21 protein-coding genes are annotated in these 25,242 nt (G+C 64.2%); 14 read left to right on the top strand and 7 right to left on the bottom strand.

Annotated elements, in window-relative coordinates:
- Nucleotides 1–20: 20 nt before the first annotated feature.
- From GJ698_RS05435 to GJ698_RS05425, 3 genes are read left to right on the top strand one after another with little or no spacing between them, the layout of a single operon-like run.
- Nucleotides 21–596, top strand: coding sequence for a TerD family protein (locus tag GJ698_RS05435; RefSeq protein WP_154356586.1), 576 nt, complete (start codon nucleotides 21–23; stop codon nucleotides 594–596).
- Nucleotides 597–620: 24 nt separating this feature from the next.
- A complete protein-coding gene (locus GJ698_RS05430; RefSeq protein ID WP_154356585.1) occupies nucleotides 621–1,319 on the top strand; it encodes a TIGR00266 family protein in 699 nt (232 codons plus the stop codon).
- A gap of 16 nt (nucleotides 1,320–1,335) precedes the next feature.
- Complete coding sequence (locus tag GJ698_RS05425; protein WP_154356584.1) at nucleotides 1,336–1,917, top strand: TerD family protein; 582 nt, start codon at nucleotides 1,336–1,338, stop codon at nucleotides 1,915–1,917.
- A gap of 81 nt (nucleotides 1,918–1,998) precedes the next feature.
- On the opposite strand, the gene GJ698_RS05420 is transcribed toward GJ698_RS05425, so the two are convergent.
- A complete protein-coding gene (locus GJ698_RS05420) occupies nucleotides 1,999–3,318 on the bottom strand; it encodes a porin (RefSeq protein ID WP_154356583.1) in 1,320 nt (439 codons plus the stop codon).
- Nucleotides 3,319–3,524: 206 nt separating this feature from the next.
- On the opposite strand from GJ698_RS05420, the gene GJ698_RS05415 reads away from it, so the two are divergent.
- The 10 genes from GJ698_RS05415 (at nucleotide 3,525) to GJ698_RS05370 (ending at nucleotide 12,719) form a co-directional block, all read left to right on the top strand.
- Nucleotides 3,525–4,946 (top strand): MFS transporter, encoded by a 1,422-nt coding sequence (locus tag GJ698_RS05415; RefSeq protein ID WP_154356582.1) that lies wholly within the window; start codon nucleotides 3,525–3,527, stop codon nucleotides 4,944–4,946.
- 16 nt (nucleotides 4,947–4,962) lie between these two features.
- Nucleotides 4,963–5,781, top strand: a complete 819-nt coding sequence (locus tag GJ698_RS05410) for an HDOD domain-containing protein (protein ID WP_154356581.1) — start codon at nucleotides 4,963–4,965, stop codon at nucleotides 5,779–5,781.
- A 90-nt stretch (nucleotides 5,782–5,871) separates the two neighbouring features.
- The gene (locus GJ698_RS05405) at nucleotides 5,872–6,627 is read left to right on the top strand and encodes a FadR/GntR family transcriptional regulator (RefSeq protein WP_154356580.1); all 756 of its coding nucleotides are present in this window, start codon (nucleotides 5,872–5,874) and stop codon (nucleotides 6,625–6,627) included.
- Between the two features lie 137 nt (nucleotides 6,628–6,764).
- On the top strand, nucleotides 6,765–7,676 hold the full coding sequence (gene kdgD / locus GJ698_RS05400; protein ID WP_154356579.1) for a 5-dehydro-4-deoxyglucarate dehydratase: 912 nt from the start codon (nucleotides 6,765–6,767) through the stop codon (nucleotides 7,674–7,676).
- Nucleotides 7,677–7,748: 72 nt separating this feature from the next.
- On the top strand, nucleotides 7,749–9,326 hold the full coding sequence (locus GJ698_RS05395) for an aldehyde dehydrogenase (NADP(+)) (protein ID WP_154356578.1): 1,578 nt from the start codon (nucleotides 7,749–7,751) through the stop codon (nucleotides 9,324–9,326).
- Nucleotides 9,314–10,192 carry an SMP-30/gluconolactonase/LRE family protein gene (locus tag GJ698_RS05390; protein ID WP_154356577.1) on the top strand — a complete coding sequence of 293 codons (879 nt, stop codon included), beginning with the start codon at nucleotides 9,314–9,316 and terminating at the stop codon, nucleotides 10,190–10,192. Before GJ698_RS05395 ends, GJ698_RS05390 begins: the two co-directional genes overlap by 13 nt.
- Nucleotides 10,193–10,266: 74 nt before the next feature.
- Nucleotides 10,267–11,754 carry a glycoside hydrolase family 43 protein gene (locus tag GJ698_RS05385; RefSeq protein ID WP_371865145.1) on the top strand — a complete coding sequence of 496 codons (1,488 nt, stop codon included), beginning with the start codon at nucleotides 10,267–10,269 and terminating at the stop codon, nucleotides 11,752–11,754.
- Between the two features lie 91 nt (nucleotides 11,755–11,845).
- Nucleotides 11,846–12,142: a hypothetical protein gene (locus GJ698_RS05380; protein WP_154356576.1), complete on the top strand. Its 297-nt coding sequence runs from the start codon at nucleotides 11,846–11,848 to the stop codon at nucleotides 12,140–12,142.
- An 86-nt stretch (nucleotides 12,143–12,228) separates the two neighbouring features.
- The gene (locus GJ698_RS05375; RefSeq protein ID WP_154356575.1) at nucleotides 12,229–12,423 is read left to right on the top strand and encodes a hypothetical protein; all 195 of its coding nucleotides are present in this window, start codon (nucleotides 12,229–12,231) and stop codon (nucleotides 12,421–12,423) included.
- Nucleotides 12,424–12,497: 74 nt separating this feature from the next.
- Nucleotides 12,498–12,719, top strand: coding sequence for a hypothetical protein (locus GJ698_RS05370; protein WP_154356574.1), 222 nt, complete (start codon nucleotides 12,498–12,500; stop codon nucleotides 12,717–12,719).
- Nucleotides 12,720–12,903: 184 nt separating this feature from the next.
- Here GJ698_RS05370 and GJ698_RS05365 read toward each other — a convergent pair whose 3' ends face one another.
- The 6 genes from GJ698_RS05365 to GJ698_RS05340 all read right to left on the bottom strand — a co-directional run bounded on the left by GJ698_RS05365 (nucleotide 12,904) and on the right by GJ698_RS05340 (nucleotide 23,375).
- Nucleotides 12,904–14,385, bottom strand: coding sequence for a pectinesterase family protein (locus GJ698_RS05365; protein WP_208023774.1), 1,482 nt, complete (start codon nucleotides 14,383–14,385; stop codon nucleotides 12,904–12,906).
- Between the two features lie 8 nt (nucleotides 14,386–14,393).
- On the bottom strand, nucleotides 14,394–16,232 hold the full coding sequence (locus GJ698_RS05360) for a glycoside hydrolase family 28 protein (protein WP_229259844.1): 1,839 nt from the start codon (nucleotides 16,230–16,232) through the stop codon (nucleotides 14,394–14,396).
- Nucleotides 16,233–16,242: 10 nt separating this feature from the next.
- Nucleotides 16,243–18,846, bottom strand: a complete 2,604-nt coding sequence (locus GJ698_RS05355; protein ID WP_371865144.1) for a pectinesterase family protein — start codon at nucleotides 18,844–18,846, stop codon at nucleotides 16,243–16,245.
- Nucleotides 18,843–19,640 carry a rhamnogalacturonan acetylesterase gene (locus GJ698_RS05350; RefSeq protein WP_154356572.1) on the bottom strand — a complete coding sequence of 266 codons (798 nt, stop codon included), beginning with the start codon at nucleotides 19,638–19,640 and terminating at the stop codon, nucleotides 18,843–18,845. The genes GJ698_RS05355 and GJ698_RS05350 overlap by 4 nt, the downstream gene beginning before the upstream one ends.
- Nucleotides 19,641–19,736: 96 nt before the next feature.
- Entirely contained in the window at nucleotides 19,737–22,457 is a 2,721-nt protein-coding gene (locus GJ698_RS05345; RefSeq protein WP_154356571.1) for a TonB-dependent receptor plug domain-containing protein, read from the bottom strand.
- A gap of 213 nt (nucleotides 22,458–22,670) precedes the next feature.
- Nucleotides 22,671–23,375: a FadR/GntR family transcriptional regulator gene (locus tag GJ698_RS05340; protein ID WP_154356570.1), complete on the bottom strand. Its 705-nt coding sequence runs from the start codon at nucleotides 23,373–23,375 to the stop codon at nucleotides 22,671–22,673.
- A 282-nt stretch (nucleotides 23,376–23,657) separates the two neighbouring features.
- On the opposite strand from GJ698_RS05340, the gene garD reads away from it, so the two are divergent.
- On the top strand, nucleotides 23,658–25,223 hold the full coding sequence (garD, locus tag GJ698_RS05335) for a galactarate dehydratase (protein ID WP_154356569.1): 1,566 nt from the start codon (nucleotides 23,658–23,660) through the stop codon (nucleotides 25,221–25,223).
- The last annotated feature ends 19 nt before the right edge of the window (nucleotides 25,224–25,242 follow it).

Raw genomic sequence — 25,242 nt, 5'->3', positions numbered from 1 at the left:
CTCATTAAGGAGTATCACAAATGGCAATCAGTCTGCAAAAAGGCGGCAACGTCAACCTGAGCAAAGAAGCGCCCGGCCTGACCAAGATCACGGTCGGCCTGGGCTGGGACGTGCGTTCCACCGACGGCAATCAGTTCGACCTGGACGGCTCGGCCTTCCTGTTGAAAGCCGACGGCAAGGTGCGCAACGACAGCGACTTCATCTTCTACAACAACCTGAAGTCGACCGACCAGTCGGTGCTGCACTCGGGCGACAACCGCACCGGCGCCGGCGATGGCGACGACGAAACCGTCACCATCGACCTGACCAAGGTGCCGTCCGATGTCGAGCGCATCGCCATCTGCGTCACGATCCATGAAGGCGACGCCCGCCGCCAGAACTTCGGCCAGGTGCAGAAGGCTTTCATCCGCACGGTGAACGCCGGCAGCAATGCCGAAATCGCCCGCTACGACCTGTCGGAAGACGGCTCGACCGAGTCGGCCATGATCTTCGGCGAGGTGTATCGCAACGGCGCCGACTGGAAGTTCAAGGCCGTCGGCCAGGGCTTCAAAGGCGGCCTCGGTCCGCTGGCCGGCTCGTTCGGCGTAGGCGTTTAACTTTATCTGAAAGGACTCGCAATCATGCCTGTATTTACGATCACCGGTGACGTCGATCCATTTCTGCATGTATCGCTGCGCCAGGGAGAAAAAATCTACTGCGAATCGGGCGCCATGGTGATGATGGAAGCGGCGCTTGACCTGAAGGGCAAGATCACCGGCGGCATCGGCGCGGCACTGATGCGGCGCTTCGCCAACGGCGAGTCCTTCTTCCAGCAGCACATCGAGGCGGTGCGCGGCGACGGCGATTGCCTGCTGTCGCCAACCTTGCCCGGCGCGATGCAGACGCTGGATCTCGGCAACCAGCAGTACATGCTGAGCGACGGCGCGTTTGTCGCCGCCACTTCCGGCGTGGAACTGAAGGTGCGCACGCAAAGCCTGGGCAACGCGCTGTTCGCCGGCAGCGGCGGTTTCTTCATCACCGAAACCAGCGGCGTCGGCCAGGCCGTGGTGTCGGGCTTCGGTTCGATCTCGCAGCTGGAGGTGGAGCCGGGGCGCGACGTCATCATCGACAATGCGCACGTGGTGGCATGGGACAGCGCGCTGCGCTACGAAATCTCGGTGACCACGGGCGGTAACAGCGGCTTCCTCAGCAATCTGGTGAACAGCCAGACCAGCGGGGAAGGCCTGGTGCTGCGCTTCTCGGGCAAGGGCAAGATTTTGATCTGCTCGCGCAACAGCGGATCGCTGCAAGCCTGGCTGACGCGTCAGTCGGCCTCGTAAAATTCAAGGAGTAACTATGTCAGTCAATTTGAGCAAGGGCCAGAAGATCTCTCTGGAGAAGGAAGCCGGCGGCGCATTGGGCCGCGTGACCATGGGCCTGGGCTGGGACGCCATCAAGAGCAAGGGCTTCCTCGGCTTCGGTTCCAAGACCGAAGCGGTGGACCTCGACGCATCGTGCGTGATGTTCGACGAAGGCCACCGTCCGGTGGACGTGATCTTCTTCCGCCAGCTGAAGAGCAAGGACGGCAGCATCGTCCACACCGGCGACAACCGCACCGGCGCCGGCGATGGCGACGATGAACAGATCAATGTCGACCTGAACGCCGTACCGCCGCACATCAAGAGCCTGGTGTTCACGGTGAACAGCTTCACCGGTCAAACTTTCTCGCAGGTGGAGAACGCCTATTGCCGCCTGGTCGACGCGGCCGGCGGCAAGGAAGTGGCGCGGTTCAATTTGTCGGTGCAGGGACCGCACTCGGCGCAGATCATGGCCAAGCTGTATCGCCACAACGGCGAATGGAAGATGCACGCCATCGGCGAAAACGGCAACGGCCGCACGTTCGACGACCTGCTGCCGCAGATCGCCACCCACCTGTAATTTCTAAAACCGGGGTCAGTGCCGACATTCGGACATTTCGCAAGCGAAATGTCCGAATGTCGGCACTGACCCCGGTTTGTTTTAGAACGAGTGGCGGATGCCGAGGCTGACCATGGTGGTGCGGGCGTCGATGTTCTGGCCGGCGCCGGAGAACAGCGGCACTTCCTGCGTGCCCAGCGGGATCAGGATCGCGCCCGGGCCGCCAGCCAGCGGCAGCGGCGTGGCGCTGCTGACCACGGTCTTGCCGCGCGTATCCTTGATGCCGCCGAAGCGCGAGTAAATCGCGGTGCGCTTGGAGAAGTTGTAGTCGGCGCCGAACATCAGGCCGCGGTCCTTGCCCTCTGTGTAGTTGGTGAAGCGCGTATCGAGCAGGATCACGCTGAGGTCGAAAGCGCCGACCGGATGCTTGAGCGTCGCGGTCCAGGTGCGCACTTTCGGATCGGTGGCGCCGCGCAGGTCGAACTTGGCTTCGTGGCCGCCGATGGCGAGCGAGGTGCCGATGCCGGGGAAGGTGTATTTCACCGCGCCCATGTAGGAGGTGAACTTCTCGCCGATGAACAGCGGCACCAGCGTGGTGCCCGACACCACACCGATCGGCACGTTGTCGAAGTTGTTGCGGTGGTAGGACGCCAGCGCCACCAGGTCGTCGGTGCGGTAGGCCAGCATGGCGCCGGCAGCCTTGCCGCGGCCGCTGGCGGTTTCCGCGCCGGCCGTCAGGCCGCCGACGATCTGGCCGGTGGTGCCGGTGGCCACCGGCGTCGAGGCGGTGGCGGTCGAGCGCGCCGCGCTGATGCCGCTGCCGATGCCGGCATTGGTGGCGTACGACAGGATGGCCGTGATGGGGCCTTTCTTGATGGCGTAGCTGATCTGGTTGTCCTGCCAGGTCTGCACGGTGTTGACCACCAGGCCGGCGCCGAAGAAGTCGGTGCTGCCCAGCGCTTCCGGCGTCACCAGGTAGTAGGCGATCAGCATCGGGCTGGCCTGGCGGCCCAGCTTGACTTCGCCGACCGGCGTGGTCAGGCCCACATAGGCCTGGCGGCCGAACAGGCGGTTGTCGTTGGCGAGGCCGCCGTTGTCGGCGGTGATGCCGCCCTCCAGCACGAACAGGCCGCGGTAGCCGCCGCCCAGGTCTTCCACCCCCTTGAAACCGATATTGCTCTGGCGCGTGTGCGACGGGCTGAGGCGCGTCGTCACGCTCGACGGCGCGGCGATGCTGTTGGGGACGGGCGTGGCGCCGCTGACGCCAAATACCGTTCCCTGTACATTGCCCTGGCTTTTGTCGATACGGTCGATGCCGACATCGATGGTGCCGTACATGGTGACTGAGGATTGGGCGGCGGCGTGGCCGGCGAACAGGGCGAGCGCGGTCATGCACGCTGCGGATGCGGTAGTTCTCTTCATGTGGTTTGTCTCCGATGTTTTTGGTTGTGCTCGGTAGTTCGACTCTATAGCAGTCTTGAGGAAATGGCACGAGTGTTCGCAAAATTCGTGGCGCTTCCAACACACTTGCATGAATGAACCAAAGCTAGCGTTTTGCAAGCATGCGTGCGGGAATGACGGCGATGCGGCAGAATGTCGCGTTGAACCAATGACGGCAGGGACGGCGTATGCAAAGCGGGACAGTGGGCACGGCGGTGAACAGCAAGTGGATCGCCTTGCTGGTGGCCGGCGCGTTCTTCATGGAGAATTTGGACGGCACCGTGATCACCACGGCGGTGCCGGACATCGCGCGCTCGTTCGGCGTGGCGCCGCTGGCGCTCAACATCGGCGTCAGCGCCTACCTGCTGACCCTGGGCGTATTTATTCCGATCAGCGGCTGGGTGGCCGAGCGCTATGGCGCGCGCCGCGTGTTTGCGATGGCCTTGGCGATCTTCACGCTGGCGTCGGTGTTGTGCGGCATGGCCGACAGCCTCGGCGAATTCGTCTGGCTGCGCGTGCTGCAAGGCGCGGGCGGCGCGATGATGGTGCCGGTCGGCCGCCTGGTGGTGCTGAACAACACGCCGAAGGACAGGCTGATCGCGGTGATCGCCACACTGACCTGGCCGGCGCTGGTGGCGCCGGTGCTGGGACCGCCGGTGGGCGGCTTCATCACCAGCTATGCGTCGTGGCGCTGGATTTTTTACCTGAACCTGCCGCTGGGCGTGATCGCGCTGGCGCTGGCGTGGTGGCTGATTCCCGGCAAGCGCGCGGCCGCGCCGAGGCCGTTCGACTGGCCCGGCTTCCTGCTCAGCGGCAGCGCCTTGCTGCTGCTGACCTGGGGCGCGGAAGTGATCGGCGGCCAGAACCCGGACTGGAGCGAGGCGGGCGCCTGCCTGCTGATTGGCGCGCTGCTGCTGGCGGCGCTGGGCTGGCACCTGAAGCGTGCCGCGCACCCGCTGATCGATCTGTCGTCGCTGGCGATACCGACGTTTTCCATCACCATCCTCGGCGGCTCGCTGTTCCGCATGGCGATCGGCGCCGTACCGTTCCTGCTGCCGCTGATGTTCCAGCTGGGCTTCGGACTGGACGCCTTCCACTCCGGTCTGCTGGTAATCGCGGTGTTCGCCGGCAACCTGATGATGAAGCCGGCCACCACGCCGATCCTGCGCCGCTTCGGCTTCAAGCCGGTGATCCTGGTCAACGGCCTGGCCAACGTTGCCTCGCTGGCCGCCTGCGCCTTGCTGACGCCGGCGACGCCGGTGTGGCTGATCGCCGCCGTGCTGTTCGTCGGCGGCCTGACGCGCTCGATGCAGTTCAGCGCGCTCAACACCATCGCCTTCGCCGATGTGCCGCAGCAGCGCATGGCGGCCGCCAACACCTTGTTCAGCACCGCCTTCCAGGTCGCGCTCGGCCTCGGCGTGGCGCTGGGCGCCAGCGGCGTGCGGCTGGGACACTGGAGCGCGCAGCAGCTGGGCATCGGCGGCTGGGCCGCCATCGATTACCGGCTGGCCTTCCTGCTGGTGGCGCTGGTCAGCCTGCTGGGCCTGGCCGATGCGCTGCGGTTGGGCAGCAACGCTGGCGAGCAAGTTGCAAGGGGCTCGGCGCGTTAAGGGCTATAATGTTTCCATGGTAAAACTTAAAGACTTCTCGCAGATTCTCGCGCAGGCGGCGCGCGGCGAACTGGTTTTTCCGACCAGCGTGAACGCGGCGCTGCGCCTGCAGCTGGCGCTCGCCGATCCGGATTGCGAGATGGACGACGTGATCCGCAAGGTGCTGGGCGAGCCGATGCTGGCCGCGCGCACCGTGGCGCTGGCCAATGCGGCGGTGTTCAACCGCAGCGGCACGCCGGTCACCAGCGTGCGGGCGGCGGTGCAGCGCGTCGGCTACCGCAACCTGTACACCATGGCGGCGGCAATGGTGGTGCGCCAGTTCGGCGCCCGCATCCGCGATGTGCAACTGCGCGCGCAGGCCGACCAGCTGTGGCGCCACACGGCGCACGTGGCGGCGCTGGCCCATGTCATCGGCCGCAAGCTGACCTCGTCCGATCCGGATACCGCGCTGTTCGCCGGCATCGTCCACGAGGCGGGCGGCTTTTACCTGCTGTCGCGCGCCGACGAGATTCCCGGCCTGCTGGACGACTCGGTGGAGTGGATGGGCGCGGCGCAGGAAATCATCTCGCGCGAGATGATGAAGAAAATGAATATTCCTGAACCGGTCAGCCAGGCCATCGTCTCGCTGCGCGGCGCCACGCTGACGCCGCCGCCGCTGGGCCTGCGCGATACGCTGCTGATCGCCAAGCGCCTGGCGCCGGTGCGCTCGCCGCTGGCCGCCGCCGAGGACAGCCCGTCGCTGTCCGGCTTTGTCGACGACAACGCCTTGCTCGACCAGATTCTGCGCGAATCGGCCGACGAGGCCGCCTCGATGAGCGCGGCGCTGCTGGTGTAAGCACACAATTTGTGGCAAAAATGATGTTGTAGATATAATCCCTGCACCAATACGTGTATCCTTATAGTCGTCATACAACAGCAAACCGCCATGAATCAGACCGCAACTGTCCCCGCTGCCGCCGCAGCGCCCGCCCTCGTGCCGAAGAAGAAGCACCGCAACCTCGCCCAAGGCGTGGTGGAGAGCTTCACCAGCAGCATCCAGGCCGGCACGCTGAAACCGGGTGAAAAGCTGCCGACCGAGTCCGTCATCATGGAAATGCACGGTGTCAGCCGCACCGTGGTGCGCGAGGCCATCTCGCACCTGCAGGCCGCCGGCCTGGTGCAGACCCGCCACGGCATCGGCACCTTCGTGCTGGAGCCGCAGCCGACCAATATCTTTGCCGCCGACACCATCCGCACCATCGGCGACGTGCTGTCCATCCTGGAGCTGCGCATCAGCCTGGAAACGGAAGCTGCCTGGCTGGCCGCCAGCCGCCGCAGCGAAGAGCAGGTGCAGGCGATGGACGCGGCGCTCAAGCGCATCGTGTCGTCGCAGAACCGCCCCGGCGCGGTGGAGTCGGACAAGGCCTTCCACCTGCTGATCGCGCAGGCCACCGGCAACCGCTATTTCGTCGACATCCTCAGCGACCTGGGCAACACCATCATCCCGCGCGCGCGCCTCGATTCGGCGCAGCTGGCGCATGACGATCCGGTGGCCTACCAGGAGCGCGTCAACCGCGAGCACGACGATATCTACAACGCCATCCTGCGCAAGGACGCGGAAGCGGCGCGCGCGGCCATGCGCACCCACCTCAGCAACAGCCGCGAGCGCCTGCGCCGCGCCCAGCAAGAGGTGAGCGTTTAAACAACGACAGGGCAGGCGATTTGACGCTTGACGTTAAATCGCTTGCTTCCAACCGGATCTAGTTGTACGATGTCATACAACACGGCGCAAGAGCGTCCTCACCCATTTCACCCAGACGTTAATATTTGGAGACTGTAATGCAACCGAATGACCTGAAAAAAATCCTTTCCTCCGGCCTGCTGTCGTTCCCGGTTACCGACTTTGACGCTGAAGGCAACTTCAACAAGTCGACCTATATCAAACGTCTGGAATGGCTGGCCCCTTACGGCGCCAGTGCGCTGTTCGCCGCCGGCGGCACCGGCGAGTTCTTCTCGCTGACCCCACAGGAATATCCGGAAATCATCAAGACCGCCGTCGATACCTGCAAAGGCCAGGTGCCGATCCTGGCTGGCGTCGGTGGTCCGACCCGCGTGGCTGCCGCCTACGCCAAGGAAGCCGAGAAAGCCGGCGCGCAAGGCCTGCTGCTGCTGCCGCACTACCTGACCGAAGCGTCGCAGGACGGCCTGATCGAACACGTGGCAGAAGTCTGCAAAGCCACCAACCTGGGCGTCGTGGTGTACAACCGCGCCAACTGCCGCCTGAGCCCGAACTCGCTGGCGATCCTGGCCGACCGTTGCCCTAACCTGATCGGCTTCAAGGACGGCATCGGCGACATCGAACTGATGGTCTCGATCTGGCGCAAAATGGGCGACCGCTTCAGCTACCTGGGCGGCCTGCCAACCGCGGAAGTGTACGCTGCCGCCTACAAGGCGCTGGGCACCCCGGTGTACTCGTCGGCCGTGTTCAACTTCATGCCGAAACTGGCGATGGACTTCTACCACGCTGTCGCGTCGGACAACCACGCCGAACAGAACCGCATGATCGACGAGTTCTTCCTGCCATACCTGGACATCCGCAACCGCAAAGCCGGTTACGCCGTGTCGATCGTCAAGGCCGGCGCCAAACTGGCGGGCTACGATGCCGGTCCGGTGCGTGCACCGCTGACCGACCTGAACGCGGAAGAAATCGACATGCTGCACAAACTGATGCTCAAGCAAGGCGCGCAGTAATCAGCTAAGCTATACCCATAAGCAAAATCAAAGCGCGGCTCCGACCGCGCTTTTCAACCATTAGGAGTCAACATGCAAGTAGCAGGCGAAATGATCATTGGCCGCAGCGCGGTCCTCGGCAAAGAAGGCACCATCAAGGCCATCGATCCATCCCGTAACGCCGAAATCGAGCCAGCGTTCGGCCTGGCCGGCGCCGCCGACCTGCAACGCGCGGCCGAACTGGCCAACGCGGCCTTCGACGTGTACCGCGCCACCAGCCTGGAAGTGCGCGCCAAATTCCTGGAAACCATCGCTGACCGCATCATGGATCTGGGCCCGACCCTGATCGAGCGCGCCATGCAGGAAACCGGCCTGCCGCAAGCCCGCCTGGAAGGCGAGCGCGGTCGTACCGTCGGCCAGCTGCGCCTGTTCGCCAAAGTGGTGCGCGACGGCCGCTTCCAGACCGCGACGCTGGACAGCGCGCTGCCGGACCGCGTTCCTGCGCCACGTCCTGACCTGCGCCTGCGCAAAATCGGCCTGGGCCCGGTTGCCGTGTTCGGCGCATCGAATTTCCCGCTGGCGTTCTCGGTGGCCGGTGGCGATACCGCCTCGGCACTGGCAGCCGGCTGCCCGGTCATCGTCAAAGCCCACTCGGCTCACCTGGGGACCTCGGAACTGGTCGGCAAGGCAGTGGCCAAGGCCGCTGAAGAATGCAATATGCCGGAAGGCGTGTTCTCGATGCTGATCGGCTCGGGCCAGACCATCGGCCAGAACCTGGTGGCGCATCCGTTCATCAAGGCGGTTGGCTTCACCGGCTCGCGCGCCGGCGGCATCGCCCTGATGCAAACCGCGGCAGCCCGTAAAGAGCCGATCCCGGTGTATGCGGAAATGAGCTCGATCAATCCGGTGTTCCTGCTGCCAGGCGCGCTGGACAATCCTAAGCTGCCGCAAGCCTTCGCCGATTCGCTGACCCTGGGCGCCGGCCAGTTCTGCACCAACCCAGGCCTGCTGATCGCGCTGAAATCCGACAAGCTGCAAGCGTTCGTCGACGCTGCCGCCGGCACCATCGGCGCCAAGGGCGCGGCCACCATGCTGACCCCGGGCATCCACAAAGCCTACGTCAGCGGCGTCAAAGGCCTGGCTGGCGTGGACGGCGTCAAGCAGGTCGCTGTCGGCCAGACCACCGATGCGCCATGCGCAGCCCAGGCATTCCTGTACCAGGTCGACGCCAAGCGCTTCCTGACCGATGCCGCGCTGGAAGGCGAAATCTTTGGCCCAACCTCGCTGCTGGTGGTGGCCGAGAACGAAGAAGAACTGCTGGCTGTCGCCGAACACCTGGAAGGCCAGCTGACCGGCGCCGTGCACGCCACCGCCGACGACAAGGCGCTGGCCACCAAGCTGCTGCCTATCCTGGAGCGCAAAGTGGGCCGCATCCTGTTCAACGGCTTCGGCACCGGCGTGGAAGTGGCGCACGCCATGGTTCACGGCGGCCCGTTCCCATCGACCTCGGACAGCCGTTCGACCTCGGTAGGCGCGTCGGCGATCGACCGCTTCCTGCGTCCGGTGTCGTACCAGGACGTGCCAGCGTACCTGCTGCCGGAATCGCTGGCTGACGCCAATCCGCAGAAGATCCCGCGTGTTGTGAACGGCGATCTGGTATGGAACGCGTAAATGGCGTGAGTTGCACGGTGGGCGAAAGCCCAACGTGGAGCGCGGCGGAAAACGCCTGGTACTGGGTGGATATCCCGGCCAAGCGTGTGTGGCGCATGGACGCCGCCAGCGGCGCCACCCGCTATTGGGACAATGCCGAGATGGTCGCCTGCGTGGCGGCCAAGGCTGGCGGCGGCCTGATCGCGGGCATGGAAACCGGCATCTTCAGCCTGGAGCTGGGCGCGGGCCAGAACGCGGCGGCGCTGAAGCTGGCGACGCCGGTGTCCGGCCTCGGTGAAGGCATGCGCTTCAACGACGGCCGATGCGACCGCCAGGGTCGCTTCTGGGCCGGCACCATGTTCATGGACATGGGCGCCGCCAAGGCGGTCGGCCAGCTGTATCGCTACGATGCGGCGCGCGGCATTTCGGCGCCGTTCGTGTCCGAGCTGCTGACGCAGAACGGCACGGCGTTTTCGCCCGATGGCCGCACCATGTACCTGTCGGATTCGCATCCGCAGCGACGCATGGTGTGGTCGTTCGACTACGACATCGACGACGGCGTGCCAAGCAACCGCCGCGTGTTCGCCGACATGACGACCTATGCCGGCCGTCCCGACGGCGCGGCGGTGGATGCCGACGGCTGCTACTGGATCTGCGGTAACGACGGCGGCTGCGTGCTGCGCTTCACGCCGGACGGCAAGCTGGATCGCCGCATCGACGTGCCGATGCTGAAGCCATCCATGTGCGCCTTCGGCGGACGGGATCTGGATACGCTGATGGTCACCTCCATCGTCTCCGGCAAGCCGGAAGATGCGGAGTGGGGCGGGGCGGTTGCGCTGCTGCGGCCAGGCGTCAAGGGCGTGGCTGAAACGCCGTTTGGAGCGTGATGATGGGGCGGATGCTGATACGGTGTCTGCCCTTTTTATTTGCGGCCCTGCTGGCCGCGTGCACGACCGCGCCCGTGGCGCAATATCAGAACCCGATTATTCACGCCGACTATTCCGATCCGGATGCGATCCGCGTCGGCGACATGTATTACCTGGTCTCCTCCAGTTTCAATAACGCGCCTGGGCTGCCGCTGCTGCAGTCGCCGGACATGGTCAACTGGACGCTGGTGGGTCACGCCTTGCCGCAGCTGGTGCCGTTGGAGGTCTTCGCCAAGCCGCAGCATGGCAAGGGCGTGTGGGCGCCATGCCTGCGCTACCACGACGGCAAGTTCTGGATCTTCTATCCCGATCCCGATTTCGGCATTTACGTGATGACGGCGACCTCGTTCGCCGGGCCGTGGAGCGCGCCGCATCTGCTGGCCGCTGGCAAAGGCCTGATCGACCCGACGCCGCTGTGGGACGACGATGGTCAGGCCTACCTGCTGCATGCGTGGGCCAGGAGCCGCGCCGGTTTCGCCAATGTGCTGACCCTGCGCCGCATGGCGCCGGACGGCAGCCGCCTGCTCGACGACGCGGGCAAGATCATCATCAACGGCGACAAGCTGTCCAGGTACACCACGCTGGAAGGCCCCAAGTTCTACAAGCGTGATGGCTACTACTATGTGTTCGCCCCTGCGGGCGGCGTGGAAACCGGCTGGCAGTCGGTGTTCCGCTCGCGTAGTATCGACGGGCCGTACGAGGACCGCATCGTCATGGCGCAGGGCGGCTCGCCGGTGAACGGCCCGCACCAGGGCGCGTGGGTGCAGACGCCGCAGGGCGAGGACTGGTTCATCCACTTCCAGGACAAGCGCGCCTATGGCCGCGTGGTGCATCTGCAGCCGATGACGTGGCGCGACGGCTGGCCGCTGATCGGCGAGGATATCGGCGCCGCGGCCGGCCAGCCGGTGGCGCGCTATCGCCTGCCGGTGACGGGGCAAGCGGCGGCCGCGCCGCCAAGCAGCGATGAATTCAACGGATCGACGCTCGGCCTGCAATGGCAGTGGAACGCGAACTGGCAGCCGTCGTGGTACGCGCTGGGCGACGGGCGCCTGCGATTGTTCGCCCAGCCGCGCACCGGCAATCTGTGGGACGTGCCGTCGCTGCTGCTGCAAAAGCTGCCGGCTGAAACCTTCACCGTCGAGACCAGGCTGGATGCCGCAGGCCTGGCGGAAGGCGGCGTCGCCGGCCTGGTCATGTACGGTTCCGATTACGCCTGGCTCGGCACGCGCCGGCTCGACGGCAGAACGCAGCTGGCGCTGGTGAGCTGCTACAAGGCCGACGCGGCCTGTCACGAGCAGCAGGAAGCCGGTGTGGCGCTGCCGTCGTCGCAAGTGTGGCTGCGCATGCGCGTCATCGCCGGCGGCGTCACCAACTTCTCCTACAGTGTCGACGGCAAGACGTACACGCCGATCGGCGCCCAATTCACCGCCAAAATGGGCCGCTGGGTCGGCGCCCAAATGGGCCTCTTCAGCGCCGGCCCCACCGGCCACGCCGACATCGACTATTTCCACGTCACGCCCTGATGGCTGCCTCGCGCATCCTGACGACGCTGGTGCTGCTCCTGCCGTTGCGTGTGTTGGCCGTGACGACATCACGGAGCAAACGCGCGCGCTGATGCGGCCGCGCGTCTCGTCTGACTATCACTATCGTGCGCCGCCGGATCTGAACAACGGCATTGCTGTCGGCACGCTGGCTGATTCGGATATCGGCGTGGCGGTTGGTGAAAAAATCGTACGCTGTATTCTGGACGAAACGTGGCGCGTCAATCCGGGCGGTGTTGCCCACTATTGTTCCGGCGGCGTCGTCGTTGTCGGGCGCGCGACGGAGAGTGCGGTCAAGATGGCATTGCCGGATTTCGCCCGCGACGCGTCAAGCAGATCGTGTCATCGGCATGGGTGCATGAATCGCTGACGCGGCAAAGCCAGATCGATGGCACCGACTAAGGTTATTTCTGGTGGCTGCAACGCTTCACCGTCGACACACCGCAAGGCAAGCGCGTGGTGCAGGTGAGCGCGGCACATGGCAACGGCGGCCAGAAAATCTTCATCGTGCCGGACTCCGATCTGGTGGCAGTATTCACCGGCGGCGGCTACAACGCCGGCAGCACACCGCCTAATAAAATCATGACCACTATTTTGCTGCCGGCGCCGATGCAGAAGTCGGCATTGACCACTTCCGTATCTTCTCCCTGATCCGTTTGCCTTGGATCAAACGGCGGCCTCGCACCATCGCAGTATAATTTTTTCCTCACATGCGGAGGTGCACCATGCGAACCATGACCTTAAGTTTGTCCAGCGAAATTGACGATTTTCTCACTACGTTTGCTTACGAACGCGGCATTAGCAAGGCCGAAGCAATGAAGGGTGCTTTTGCGCTTTTAAAGATTGCTTATGATGAGAAGCGAAAAGGGGATGGCTCGTCGATAGGCTTGGTTCGACGCCTGCCAGACGACTCCCTTGAAGCGGTGGGGCTGGTAACCGGTGCATGATGGCTACTCCGCAAAAACCAGTCGACTTTCTCGAAGACATATTCCAGCGCCATACCGGCGTTGCAATGCCTGTTATCCGGATAATAAAGCGTTGGTTGCTCTCATTGAAATCATTAAGATCGGCGCCTTGCTCATGGCGACGCTGGTGATTTCCTTTTACTTCACCAGCGGCATGAAAAAATGATTACTGCTTCATCCAGTCGCCCAACACCCACGCCGGATTGCTGTAGTTGCGGATAGCCTCGGCGTCCTTCTCCATGGTCAGCTGGCGCGCGGCTGGGTTGCGTTGGCTGGTGTCCGCCGGCGTGCCGTCCGCGTTGCGGCTGTTGAATTCCCAGAAGTGCACATTGCTTGCGTCGCCGTCGATCTGTCCCCAGCCGGCGGGACTGATGCCGCTCAGGGTGGCGTTGATCAGCACCGCTTCGGCATAGGGATAATTCTTGCCCTTGTTGGCCGGCAGGCGCGCCAGCTCGGTTTGTCCTGCGATGGCGGTGAAGCGGCAGTCGACGAAGACGTTGCCGTGATTGGTGGACGGATTGCGTATCCACATGAACGCGTTGCGCGACTGGATGTCGCAACGCTCGAAGAACGCCGGCCCGCGGCCGAGGATGGTGTCGCCATGGCCGACCACTTTCACGTCAGGCAGATAGGTGCTGCCGTTGACCTGCAACGCGTCGCCCGAGCCGATGATCGTCGTGTTGGCGACGATGTTTTCGGAACCGCTGATCAGCAAGCCTTCGGCCTGGCCTTGCAGCGTGGTCTCCAGCGTCAGGCTGCGCAGGTGGACGGCTTTGACGTTATCCGCCGCGAACGCCGCGCGGCGCGACGGGAAGGTGCCCGGCTGCTCGTTGGTGCTGATGTTCGCCGGGTGCGGATTGAACACCTCATTGTTCGCGTAGTGAATGCGCACCTTGTCGCGCGTCTCGCCCTGCACCGTGATGTTGGACTTGTTGCGGAAGTAAACGATCTCCTCGTAATCGCCATTGCGCACGAAGATGGTCACGCGCTTGGCGGGATGATCCGGCACATAATCCAGCGCGCCTTGCACGGTGCTGAAATCCGCCTTGCCATCCGCACTGACGATTACCCGTTCGGCCGACGCCGCAGGACCGCGCGGCCTGGTGCTGAACTGCCATGGCTTGACGGTGCGGCCGAACACCGCATCGTCAATCTGCACGCGATAGCGCTTGCCGTATTCGAGCAGGTTGTTGTGCGGGTAGATCGTCGCCGTCTTGTCATGCACGATCACCGGATGGAAATGGAAGCCGTCCGTAAAGCCGCCGATGATGGTGAGCTGGTACTTGTCGCCGCCGGGCTCCGCACCGGCGGATGGAGTGCCGGCCCTGGTGTTGGCGTTGGTCGCGCGCTGGCCATCGGCGTAAGCGTAGGGCGTGGACAGATACGGCGGCGCCGGCAGCTTGGTGCGCTCGGTCGGGCCTGCCGGAATGCTGAGGTCCAGCGTATCCACCAGCCGCCCGCTGGCGGCGTCGTAGATGCGGATCAGGCCAGAATTGCCCAGCACCGGCGGCTGGTCGAAGCGCAGCACCAGATGCGTATCCGGATTGACCTGCCGCGCGTCGTTGGCAGGCAGCAGAACGGTGGCCGCGACAGCCGGTGCAGCAGCGGCGATCAAAACCAGGGTGCAGAGCAGGCGCGGAATCATCATCGCACCTCTCAGGCCGACAGCGTGGTGTTGTGCACCTTGTCGCCGATGGTCACATTCTTCAGCGTCATATTCTTGACGTTGTAGAGGAACCAGGGCGACGCCGCATTCACCGGCGTGCCGAAATCGCAATCGCTGATCGACACGTTCGTCACCGGGAACACCGGCGGCATCGGCTGCGGACCGTTGTAGTCCGACGCCACCGGGCCGAGAATCACGATGGCCTGGAAGCACGACGCGGTCTTGCCATCCTTGCTGATGTTGCTGGCCTTGATGTTGGAAATCTGGATGTTATCCACAATCGGCGGACGAATACGCACGTTGTCGCTGATCGGCGTGTAGTCGCAATCGAAGGTGACGATGGCGCCAGCCGCCGTGGCGACCGTCTTCGACTGGATCGGCGAACCTGGCAGGGAGGCATAGAAGGACGGCGAAATCTGCACGCCATTCGGCACCGTGCAATCGCGCACGTAGAAATTGCGCAGGTAGCCGCCGCGATTCATATTGGTCTTCATGCGGATCGCCGTGTTGAGCGGATTGGTTTTCCAGTTGGCGTTCTCGAACACCAGCTTTTGCGCGAACACGTTCTGGATGCCGCCGGCCATCTCGCTGCCCAGCGTAATGCCGCCATGGCCGCTGTGCATGATGCAGTTCTGGACCACGATGTTCTGCGACGGACCATACTGCGTATCCTGATCCTTGCCGGCCTTGATGGCGATGCAGTCGTCGCCGGTATCGAAGGTGCAGCCTTCCACCAGCACGTGGTCACAGGCTTCCGGATCGAAGCCGTCGCTGTTCGGACCGTGGCTATGCATGTAGACGTTGCGGATCACCAGGTTGCGGCAGTGGACCGGATGGTGCTGCCAGAACGGCGTGTTCTGCACCTTGTACCCCTGCAGCAGCACGTTGGTGCAGCCGATAATCTGGATCATCGGCGCGCGCAGGTAGTGGCCGACGCCGAAGATGCGCTTGGACAGCGGCACGCCGGCCTCCGACAGCGCCGGCAGATACTGCGCATCCGCGCGCCACTTGCCGCCTTCGCCTTGAATCAGCCGGCGTTCCTCCTCGGTCAGCGCCGGCGCGACCATGGACAGCGATTCGGCGTTCAGCGGATTCTCGGTATTCTCCGACATCTTGCCGGCCTTGAAGTTGGGCGTCGTACCCTGGCCGATGGAGTTGATGGTTTTCTGCTTGCCCTTCCAGGTCCACCACGAATCGCCGGCATCGTTGAACGGCACGCCGCCCTGGCCGTCGAGAATCGAACTCCAGTCCTCGCCGGTGAGGGCGATGTTGTCCTGGCCGTGGGCGTAGATCATCGGCGAGTAGTTCAGGCAGTCGTTGCTCTGCCAGCGCGAGATGGTCAGCTTGCCGTTCTTGCCGCAATCGATGTCGCCGTATTTGGCGTAATGTTCCGGATTGTGGCTGAAGTAGAGATGCGCGCCTTTGGCCAGGTGCACGTTCACGTTCGACAGCAGCACCATCGGGCCGGCGCAGTACCAGTCGCCGGCCGGAATCAGTACGCGTCCGCCGCCGGCCGCGTTGCAGGCCTTGATGGCGGCCTTGATGGCGGCGTAGCAGTCGGTCGCGCCGGCAGCCGGCGTGCCGAGTTCTTCCTGGTCCTCATGCGACACCCATGCCTTCACCTTGGCCAGCTTGCACGGCTTGGCGCCGTAGGCGGTGATGTTGAAGTCCTGCTTGCGGAAGTTGCGCGGACGGGAGACGTGATCGACGATGGCCTGCGCCTGCAGCCAAGGATCGGGCGCGGTGGCGGCAACGGCCGGGAGACCGAGCGACATGCCTGCCGCTGGCAGGGCTTTCATCAGGCTGCGGCGCTGGTTGTTGATGGTCATGCTGTATTCCTTATTCATCTGAATTGTTGAACTCACCGAGGAAGACATCTGCCGGCGATGGTTGTTTGGTATAGCCGAGATCCTTGACGGGATCGATGCCGGCTTTAATCAGGTTGTTCCAGTGATCGTCCGAGTTGTACTGCGCCGGACGGAAGGAGATCGCGCCCGGCTTGTTCCAGTCGGCCCACGGATGCTGGCGGTTGATGTGCGCGCCGATGCGCGAATTCAGCACCACCATTTTGCCAACCGCTTCCAGCGAGACGCGCGCCACGGTGCCGGTCGGCGCCTTGTAGCCGTTGGTGGGACCGTAGGTGCAGCTGTAGCCGTCCAGTGCCAGCGGCGCATACGGTGTGCAGCGCGAGCTGGCGAACCATTGGCGCAGCAGGTAGAAGTCGCCGTTCTTCTTGCCTTCGTGCGTGAAGCGGCAGTTGTCGAAGACGAAGCCGTACTTGGTTTTCAGGTAGGTGTTCGGTGCGGCGGTGTAGGACACGCCGCGATCGCCCAGCGTGCGGATCTCGCTCTGGTAGAAGTAGGCAGTGCTGTCGCCGAAGATGAAATCGACGTCGCCTTCGATATACGACTTGTTGAAGAAGCTGCGCACGGTGCTGCCGATCTGCGGCGACTTCAGATACAGCGTGTCCTGAAAGCCGATCAGGCGGATGTTCTCGAACTGCGCCTTGTCGGCGCTGTCCACGCTCAGCGCCAGCGCCTGGTGGTGGACGTTGTTGATGTTGGGGAGTTCCTCGGCGCGGGCGTTGCCGGTGTCCTTGTTGTAGCCGTTTTCAAAGGTCAGGTTGCGCGCCTGGAAGCCGTTGTTCTGCGTCCAGACTGTTTGCGTGCCGAAGGTGCCGATCTGTGCGCGGTCCTTGATGGTGGCGTACATGGCTTGCACCGCCGGCGCGGCCTTGGCGAACTGCGGGCCGTACAGGGCGTCGTAGGCTGCGCCGGTCATCGACGCTTCCAGTTTGGCGGTGATGCGCGTTGCTGCCGCATCCTTGCCTTCGCCGTACATGGTGATCGGCGCGGCGGAGGCGGGGATGTAGACCAGTTCGGGGTACACGCCAGGCTTCAGCAGGATGTAGACGCGTCGGGTCTTGCTGTCGGCCACCGCGCGGCTGACGGCTTCCTGCACCGTGTTGAAGGTGCGCGCGCCATCAGCCTTGGCGGCCTTGTCGACAATGTAGTCCGGCGTGAAGGCGGCGCCCTTGGCCAGCGGATCGTTGAGCGGATCCCATGGATCAATCGTCTCCTTGCCGGCCACGCCGACGTACTTCAGCACTTCGCCATATGAGAACTGCCTGGCCTGGTCCAGCGTCAGCTGCGGGCGCGTGCTGGCTGCCGCCGATTCCGGGAACGGCGCGAAGCGCGTGGCGCAGTTGCTGCTGTCGCTGGCGCCGATCGCTTCGCCGGACAGCCGGGCAAATTCGATCTTGCGTTCCGCCTTGCCGCTGATGCTGACGTCGTGCAGCGTCGCCTGCACCGGGCGCTGCTCGTCGTAGCCTTGCACCACCACGCGGCCTGGCGACACGCTGTGCACGTCGTCGAAGGCAATGTTGGTGAACACCGGCACCTGCGTGCCTTCCGCATCCTTGGTGTAGCGGGTGCTGATGTCGATCGGCGTCTTGACGTCGCGCAGGCAGACATTGCGATAGCTGACCTGGTCCACCACGCCGCCGCGCGACACGTCGCTCTTGATGCGCAGGCCGGAGGTGGTGCCGTCCATGCTCAGGTCATCGACCAGCACGCGGCGCACGCCGCCATTGGTCTCGCTGCCGATGGACATGCCATGGCCGCTGTAGAAGCGGTTATGCACGATGGAGACATTTTCCGTCGGGCCGTTGTTGCCGGCCTTGACGGCCACATTGTCGTCGCCGGTGCGGATATGGCTGTAGGCGATGGTGATGTTGCGCGACGAGATGGGATCGATGCCGTCGGTATTGCGCGCCGTGGCCGGCGTGTCGATGCGCACGCCCCAGGCGGTGAAGCCGTCCACCCTGTTCAGGGTCACGTGGAAGTTGGGCGAATTGCGCAGCGTGATCTTGTGCAGCGTGATGTCGCTGGCGTTGGTGATCTCGATCAGGCGCGGCACGTTCTGGCGCGCGTCTTCCTTTTGCGCGCGGCGCGCCAGCTGCCACCAAGATTCGGCGCCGCCGTCGACCACGCGGCCGCCTTGGCCGTCGATGGCGCCTTCGCCGTAGATGCCGCTGCCCTTGGCGCCGTCGATGGTGATGAAGGGCTTGCAGCCGCGTCCCAGCTTGTCGACGGTGCCGCAGGTGCCGGCGCCGCGGTCATACAGCTTGGGATTGCCGCTGGCCTGCAGCGTGGCGCCGGCATCCACCAGCAGGCTGACGCCGCTGCGCAGATTCAAAGGACCGGAGACGAAGCGCTGCTTCTCGTTGTTGCCGGACAGGCGTACGGCGCGGCCGGCGGGACAGTGGTCGATGGCGGCCTGGATGCGGGCGGTATCGTTGGTCGTTGCGTCGACTAAGGCAGCGGTCAGCACGGTGCACGATGGCGGCGGCGCCGGCTCGGTGACCTTGCGGGTGTCTTGCGCGTGTGCCGTGCCGGCGGCAAGCAGCACAGCCAGCGCGGCGGAAAGGCGATGTTTCGTCACTGCTCGCTCTCCGGCTTGAACTGGCCTGCGATTTCAGGCAGCGTGCGTTTGACTTCCTCCATCACCATGCGCGAGAAGTAGGCGGCGCCCTTGGCGCCGACGTGGGTGCGGTCGAAGGCCGACTTGGCGGCGCCCGCCACTTCCACCTTGCCGGCGGCCGGCGCCACGCCGTAGTCGGCGGGACGCGGCACCATGGCCAGCGTGTCGGCTTCGTCCTGGCCCATGGCCTGCACGGCGGCGTAGCTGTCGGCGTTCAGGTCCAGCAGCGGCGCCTTCTGCGCGGCGGCGGTGGCGCGGATCACATCGTTCCATGGGCCGAAGTTGTTTTCCAGGACGCCGTCCTTGAAGGTGCGGCGGGTCAGCGGCGTGACCAGTACCGGCACGCCGCCCAGCGCTTTGACTTCCTGCGCGTAGCGCGCCATGTTGGCGGGGAATTCGGTTTTGATGTCGGTGGAGCGGCCAGGCTTGCCCGGCTGGTCGTTGTGGCCGAACTGGATCAGCACATAGGTAGCGCGATAGGCGGCAGCGCCGCGCAGCAGGCCTTCGACTTCGTCCCAGCGGCCTTCGGCGCGGAAGCTGCCAGAGCTGCGGCCGCCCTTGGCGAGATTGAGGCAGGTATTGGCGCGGTTGATGCGCGCGCAGAAGGCGTCGCCGTAGCCGCTGGTGTTGGCCATGGTCGAGTCGCCAACCAGGATGATGCGGATTGGTTTGGCCGGCGCTGGTGCGGGAGCGTCGGCGGCGTATGCTGCGCCGGCCAGCAGCAACATGGCGGCGGAAGAGGTCAGGAATTTCATGGTGCGATCCGAAAAAAAGGGCGCCGGCCGTGATCCGGTCCGGCGCCCATTCACATGCTCAGGCGGAGTGATTCAACTTATGCAGCCACGCTTTCATCAGAAGGTGTAGGTCATGCGCACGTTGTACGCACGGCCGATGGCGCTGCCTGCGCTGCTCAGGTAACCAAAGGTGTACAGGCTGCTGTTGGTTGCTGGCGGCGGCACATTGAACAGATTGGTGATGCCGGCGGTAACCTGGATATTCTTGAAGCCGCTGTACGTGGTGGTTGCGTTCCACAGCTTGTAGGAATTGATGTTGCGCCAGTACTGCTTGGCCACCAGATTCTGGTCGGTGTATTTCGAGTTGTAGTTCTGGGTCAGCTGGCTGTTCCAGTTACCGGCGGCCCAGTTCAGTTTCAACGTGTGCTTCCAGCGGTAGGTGATGATCGGGAAGCTCGACGTGGTGCCGTTGCTGGCCAGGCCGAACTGGCCGATGTTCGACACGTAAGGGCTGCCGTTATACAGCTGGTTGTCGAACTGGGTCAGGTAGGTGCCGTCGATCGCCACCTTGAAATCGCCGTAGGCGGTTTTCGGGAAGTTGTACGAACCCGAAACGTCCACGCCCGCCGCCTTCTGGCCACCCAGGTTCATCGTGGTGTTGACGATGTAGTTGATGGTGCCGTCGGCGTTACGCACGAAGTACGATGCGTATTTGACCGGGTCCAGGAAGTAGACCTGCTCTGGCAAGTTGGCCAGCATGTCGGTCATCTTGATGTTCCAGTAGTCGAACGAAACCATCGCGTTCTTCACCGGTTCCATCACCACGCCCAGCGTGAAGCCCTTGGACTTTTCTGGTTTCAGGCCGGCGTTGGAGCCGGTCTGTTTAGGCAGCGTGGTGTTGCAGACGGTCGATGCGACCAGGCCTGGCAGCGCGGTGCCGGTGCCGGCCACGCCTGGGGTGCCGCCTGGGCACAGGACCGGATCGTCCCACTTGGCGGCGGTCAGGCCGGTGGCGCCAGGCAGGCGGTAGCCGTAGGCGTCGAACAGGGTCGGTGCGCGGAAGCCGGTGTTGGCCGAGCCGCGGAACATCAGCTGCTTCGAAGGCTCCCAGCGGAAGCTGATTTTCGGATTGATGGTGTTACCGAAGTCGCTGAAATGGTCGTCACGCACGGCGGCGTTCAGTTCCAGCGTTTTGGTGACCGGCATGTTGATCTCGGCGAACAGCGCGGCGACGTTGCGCTGGCCTTCGCCGTGCGATGGCGTGGCGTTGGCGTAGGTGACTTCGGCGCCGATCGGCAGCTTGGTGTCTTCGGTGGTGTCGCGGTGCAGGTCGACACCGACAGCCAGTGCCAGCGAGCCGCCCGGCAGTTCCATCAGCGCGCGGCTGGCGGTGGCGTCAACGCCGGTGAAGGTCGATTTCGAGTAGCGGTTTTTGGCGCCGTCGACGCTGATCGTGTCGAGGTAAGCCTTGCCGTCGGCGTCCTGCAGGCCGAATGGATTCAGCTTGCCGTTTTTCAGGCCATCCAGCAGGCCCTGGCCTTTGTAGTAGCCGGAGTAGTAGTAGTTGCTGCGCTCGGAGATACCGATCACCAGGCCGGCCTTGTAGTCCCAGCCCGCCAGCGTGCCTTCGTCCATCACGGCCAGGCGTTGATTCAGCTGTACGTCCTTGGTGGTGGCCAGGCCGCCGTCGGCAACCGCCCAGGTCACGGTCAGCGGCGCGTTGTTCAGGCCCGCCACGGCAGGCACGCCGCCGCTACCGCCCGGATACCATTTGCTGGTCGACGGCAGGATGGCCGAGACGCCGTTGACTGCCAGCGCATTGGTCGGGTTCTTGGTGCCGAGGATGAATTCTTCGCCGCGCGAGTAGTCGACGGTGACGATATGGTCTTCGCTCAGCTTCTTGGCGGCGCGGGCGTAGAAGGTGACCTGCTGGTTGGCGTACAGCGCGGTGCCGTACTCGTTGTTATTCAGTACGCAGGTGCCTTTCTGGCCGACGATCGAGTACGGCGCCAGGCAACCGCTGGCCGCGTACGGGTTCTGCGCGGTCTTGTTGGTTGGCGTGGTGAAGTTGGCCGGGGTGGCGTTGCCGCCGGTGCCCAGCGATGGTGCGCGGCCCAGCGCGGTCAGCATGTCGGCCGTGCTCAGGTAAGCGCGGTCTTCGGAACCGAGGCGGGTACGCTGGTGCGCGTCCAGCGTGGCGTAGAAGCTCCAGCCGTCGGTTTGCAGATTGCCCTTGCCCCAGGTGATGGTGGCGCGCTGCTCGTCGCCGCCGCCCTTGTGCTCCGGCTGCACGGCCTGGCCGGTCAGCTGCAGGCCTTCGAACTGGGTCTTGGTGATGAAGTTGACCACGCCGCCGATGGCGTCGGAGCCGTAGATCGACGAGGCGCCGTCGCGCAGGATCTCGACGCGGGCCAGGGCGCTCATCGGGATCACGTCCAGATTGGCGTAGCCGTCGGAGATCGCTTCGTTGGCCAGGCGGCGGCCGTTCAGCAGCACCAGGGTGCGGTTCACGCCCAGGCCGCGCAGGTTGATGTTGGTGCCGGAGCCGGCGTTCGACGGCGCCAGCGATGCCGATTGCGGCAGCGCCATCATGACGTCGGCCAGCGTGGTCATGCCTTGCTTGACCAGGTCTTCGGCCTTGATGGTGCTGACCGGCAGCGAGGCTTCATTGGCCACGCGCTTGATGCTCGAACCGGTCACTTCGACGCGGGTCATGGCGCCTTCGCCGCTGTCCTGGGCGTAGGCGGTGTTGGTCAGGGTGAGGACGGCCAGACTGATTGCGGTGAGCAGCAGGCGCGGTTGGGCGGAACGGTTCTGGACCGGGTTCTCGGACTTCATGGTGTTGTCTCCTTCGTCTCTTGAATAAAGTTATACGCAGCGCTGAACAGCGCCTGCGTGAGTGGAGCACCTCGCGTACTCCGTGCCGCTGTGACGAGGGCCGCTGTGCAGGGGGCGCAGGGTGGGCCGAGGTCAAGCCGGTCGATAACTTGATTGCTTTATATTCGCGGCCGGCTTCAAGGCCGGTCCTGCGTTACTACGGGTGTGGTTCTGCTATCCGCGCGAGAAGGTGCGGGTCACGCGTTCCAGGTGGGCGCGCATGGCTTTGCGCGCCGCCGCCGGATCGTGGGCGGCGATCGCCTCCAGGATGCGGCGGTGGTCCTTCAGCGTTTCCTGGCGCAGTTCCTCGGTCTGGAAGTGTTCCTTCAGCTTGTGCCACAGGCGGCCGCGCTGGTCCCACAGGTAGGTCAGCGATCCGACCAGCGCGCTGTTGCCGGTGGCGCGCGCGATGGCCAGGTGGAAGTTGCGGTCGGCCTGCTCATTGCTTGAATAGTTGTCGTGGTTTTTTTCCATCTCGACCACCGCCTGCAGAATGGCGTCGACGGCGCTGTCGGTGGCGACGCGGGCGGCGATGGCGGCGATCTCGGATTCGATCAGGCGGCGCGCGGACAGCACTTCAAACGGTCCCGGACCGGCTTCCGGCAGGTCGGTATCGGCGGGTTCGGGAATTTCGCTGACATAGACGCCGGAGCCGCCGCGCACTTCGATCACGCCGCCCAGTTCCAGGGCGATCAGCGCTTCGCGCAGCGAGGCGCGGCTGACGCTGAGTTTGGTCGCGAGGTCGCGTTCCGACGGCAGGCGTTCGCCGGCGGCGATGTGTTCGTTGCGGATGAGTTCCTGGATGCGGTCGGCCACCACGCGGTAGAGCCGCGGCTCGTGGGCCGAGTTCTCGGCAGGAAGAACGGTCTTTTTCAGCATTGCTTGTCTCGTCGTTATCTGTGGCTTATTTATTTGCCATCTGGTCAGGCCATTCTAAGGTGGTCAGACCAAATACGCAATGTGGACTAGCCAAATTAATTTTAAACTGGCATACTGAATTCATCGAGCGGCCATCTGCGCCCCATGTTTACATGGTAAATTCCCCAGGAAACATGCGGTCTCCAGACTGTGGCGCTCAGGCCACAATCCCAGAGCTGGCCGGCCAATAACAGAAGTGGTCAGACCACTTTACGAGACCAAAAAACAACGTAGGAATGCCAGATGACGACACCGACGAGCGCCAATAACACGCCGCGCTATATCCTCATGCACGACAACGATAACGTCGCGATTGTCGTCAACGACGGCGGCTTGCCCGCCGGCGCCGTGTTCCCCAGCGGCTTGACGCTGCTGGAAGCGGTCCCGCAAGGCCACAAGGTGGCGCTACGCGACCTGAAACAGGGCGACCACGTGATCCGCTACAACGTCACCATCGGCTACGCGTCGAAAGACCTGCCGGCCGGCAGCTGGCTGGCCGAGCACAATGTCGAGATGCCGCCGGCGCGCGAGCTGACCGGCCTGCCGGTCTCGACCCGCCTGCCAGGTCCGCTGGAACCGCTGGAGGGCTACACTTTCCAGGGCTTCCGCAATCCGGACGGCAGCGTCGGCACGCGTAACATCCTGGCCATTACCACCACCGTGCAGTGCGTGTCGGGCGTGGTGGAATTCGCGGTCGAGCGTATCAAGAGAGAACTGCTGCCGAAGTACCCGAACGTCGACGACGTGGTGGGCCTGGAACACACCTACGGCTGCGGCGTGGCGATCGAAGCGCCGGGCGCGCCGATCCCGATCCGCACCATCCGCAACATCGCGCTGAACCCTAACTTCGGCGGCCAGGCCATGGTCGTCAGCCTCGGGTGCGAAAAGCTGCAGCCGACGCGCTTGTTCCCGAAAGGCTCGATCCCGATCCAGAACGCCGGCGGCGCCGATCCCGGCCTGGTCTGCCTGCAGGATGCGCAGCACGTCGGCTTCATGTCGATGATCGATTCGATCATGAAGCAGGCCGAGAAAAACCTGGCGGAGCTGAACAAGCGCCAGCGCGAAACCGTGCCGGCCTCGGAGCTGGTGGTGGGCGTGCAATGTGGCGGCAGCGACGCCTTCTCCGGCGTCACCGCCAATCCGGCGGTGGGCTTCGCCACCGACCTGCTGGTGCGCGCCGGCGCCACCGTGATGTTCTCGGAAGTGACCGAAGTGCGCGACGGCATCGACCAGCTGACCTCGCGCGCCTCGTCGCCGGAAGTGGCCGACGCCATGATCCGCGAGATGGCCTGGTACGACGAATACCTGACGCGCGGCGGCGTTGACCGCAGCGCCAACACCACGCCGGGCAACAAGAAGGGCGGCCTGTCGAACATCGTCGAGAAGGCCATGGGTTCGATCGTCAAGTCGGGCAGTGCGCCGATTTCGGGCGTGCTGTCGCCGGGCGAAAAGCTGACGCAAAAAGGCCTGATCTACGCCGCCACGCCGGCCAGCGATTTCATTTGCGGCACGCTGCAGCTGGCGGCCGGCATGAACGTCCACATCTTCACCACCGGCCGCGGTACGCCGTACGGCCTGGCCGAAGTGCCGGTGATTAAAGTCGCCACCCGCAACGATCTGGCCAACCGCTGGCACGATCTGATGGACATCAACGCCGGCCGCATCGCCAGCGGCGAAGCCACCATCGCCGATGTCGGCTGGGAGATGTTCCAGATGCTGCTGGACGTCGCCAGCGGCAAAGAGACGTGGGCCGAAAAATGGAAGCTGCATAACGCACTGGTGCTGTTCAACCCGGCCCCAGTGACGTAAAAAATAAAACAACGGAGAC

The organism is Duganella aquatilis (assembly GCF_009674565.1).
GTDB classification, from domain to species: Bacteria; Pseudomonadota; Gammaproteobacteria; order Burkholderiales; family Burkholderiaceae_D; genus Rugamonas; species Rugamonas aquatilis.
The sequence above is the reverse complement of the archived record's forward strand: the minus strand, read 5'-3'. Positions and strand labels throughout refer to the sequence as shown.

Excerpts from the sequence above, each read along its gene's own strand:
- GJ698_RS05380 (WP_154356576.1), top strand. The coding sequence starts at position 11,846 with ATGCGGCCGCGCGTCTCGTCTGACTATCACTATCGTGCGCCGCCGGAT.
- GJ698_RS05405 (WP_154356580.1), top strand. The coding sequence starts at position 5,872 with ATGAATCAGACCGCAACTGTCCCCGCTGCCGCCGCAGCGCCCGCCCTC.
- GJ698_RS05360 (WP_229259844.1), bottom strand. The coding sequence starts at position 16,232 with ATGACCATCAACAACCAGCGCCGCAGCCTGATGAAAGCCCTGCCAGCG.
- kdgD (WP_154356579.1), top strand. The coding sequence starts at position 6,765 with ATGCAACCGAATGACCTGAAAAAAATCCTTTCCTCCGGCCTGCTGTCG.
- GJ698_RS05345 (WP_154356571.1), bottom strand. The coding sequence starts at position 22,457 with ATGAAGTCCGAGAACCCGGTCCAGAACCGTTCCGCCCAACCGCGCCTG.
- GJ698_RS05365 (WP_208023774.1), bottom strand. The coding sequence starts at position 14,385 with ATGATGATTCCGCGCCTGCTCTGCACCCTGGTTTTGATCGCCGCTGCT.
- GJ698_RS05350 (WP_154356572.1), bottom strand. The coding sequence starts at position 19,640 with ATGAAATTCCTGACCTCTTCCGCCGCCATGTTGCTGCTGGCCGGCGCA.
- GJ698_RS05390 (WP_154356577.1), top strand. The coding sequence starts at position 9,314 with ATGGAACGCGTAAATGGCGTGAGTTGCACGGTGGGCGAAAGCCCAACG.
- garD (WP_154356569.1), top strand. The coding sequence starts at position 23,658 with ATGACGACACCGACGAGCGCCAATAACACGCCGCGCTATATCCTCATG.
- GJ698_RS05415 (WP_154356582.1), top strand. The coding sequence starts at position 3,525 with ATGCAAAGCGGGACAGTGGGCACGGCGGTGAACAGCAAGTGGATCGCC.
- GJ698_RS05370 (WP_154356574.1), top strand. The coding sequence starts at position 12,498 with ATGCGAACCATGACCTTAAGTTTGTCCAGCGAAATTGACGATTTTCTC.
- GJ698_RS05430 (WP_154356585.1), top strand. The coding sequence starts at position 621 with ATGCCTGTATTTACGATCACCGGTGACGTCGATCCATTTCTGCATGTA.
- GJ698_RS05340 (WP_154356570.1), bottom strand. The coding sequence starts at position 23,375 with ATGCTGAAAAAGACCGTTCTTCCTGCCGAGAACTCGGCCCACGAGCCG.
- GJ698_RS05420 (WP_154356583.1), bottom strand. The coding sequence starts at position 3,318 with ATGAAGAGAACTACCGCATCCGCAGCGTGCATGACCGCGCTCGCCCTG.
- GJ698_RS05425 (WP_154356584.1), top strand. The coding sequence starts at position 1,336 with ATGTCAGTCAATTTGAGCAAGGGCCAGAAGATCTCTCTGGAGAAGGAA.
- GJ698_RS05395 (WP_154356578.1), top strand. The coding sequence starts at position 7,749 with ATGCAAGTAGCAGGCGAAATGATCATTGGCCGCAGCGCGGTCCTCGGC.
- GJ698_RS05435 (WP_154356586.1), top strand. The coding sequence starts at position 21 with ATGGCAATCAGTCTGCAAAAAGGCGGCAACGTCAACCTGAGCAAAGAA.
- GJ698_RS05410 (WP_154356581.1), top strand. The coding sequence starts at position 4,963 with ATGGTAAAACTTAAAGACTTCTCGCAGATTCTCGCGCAGGCGGCGCGC.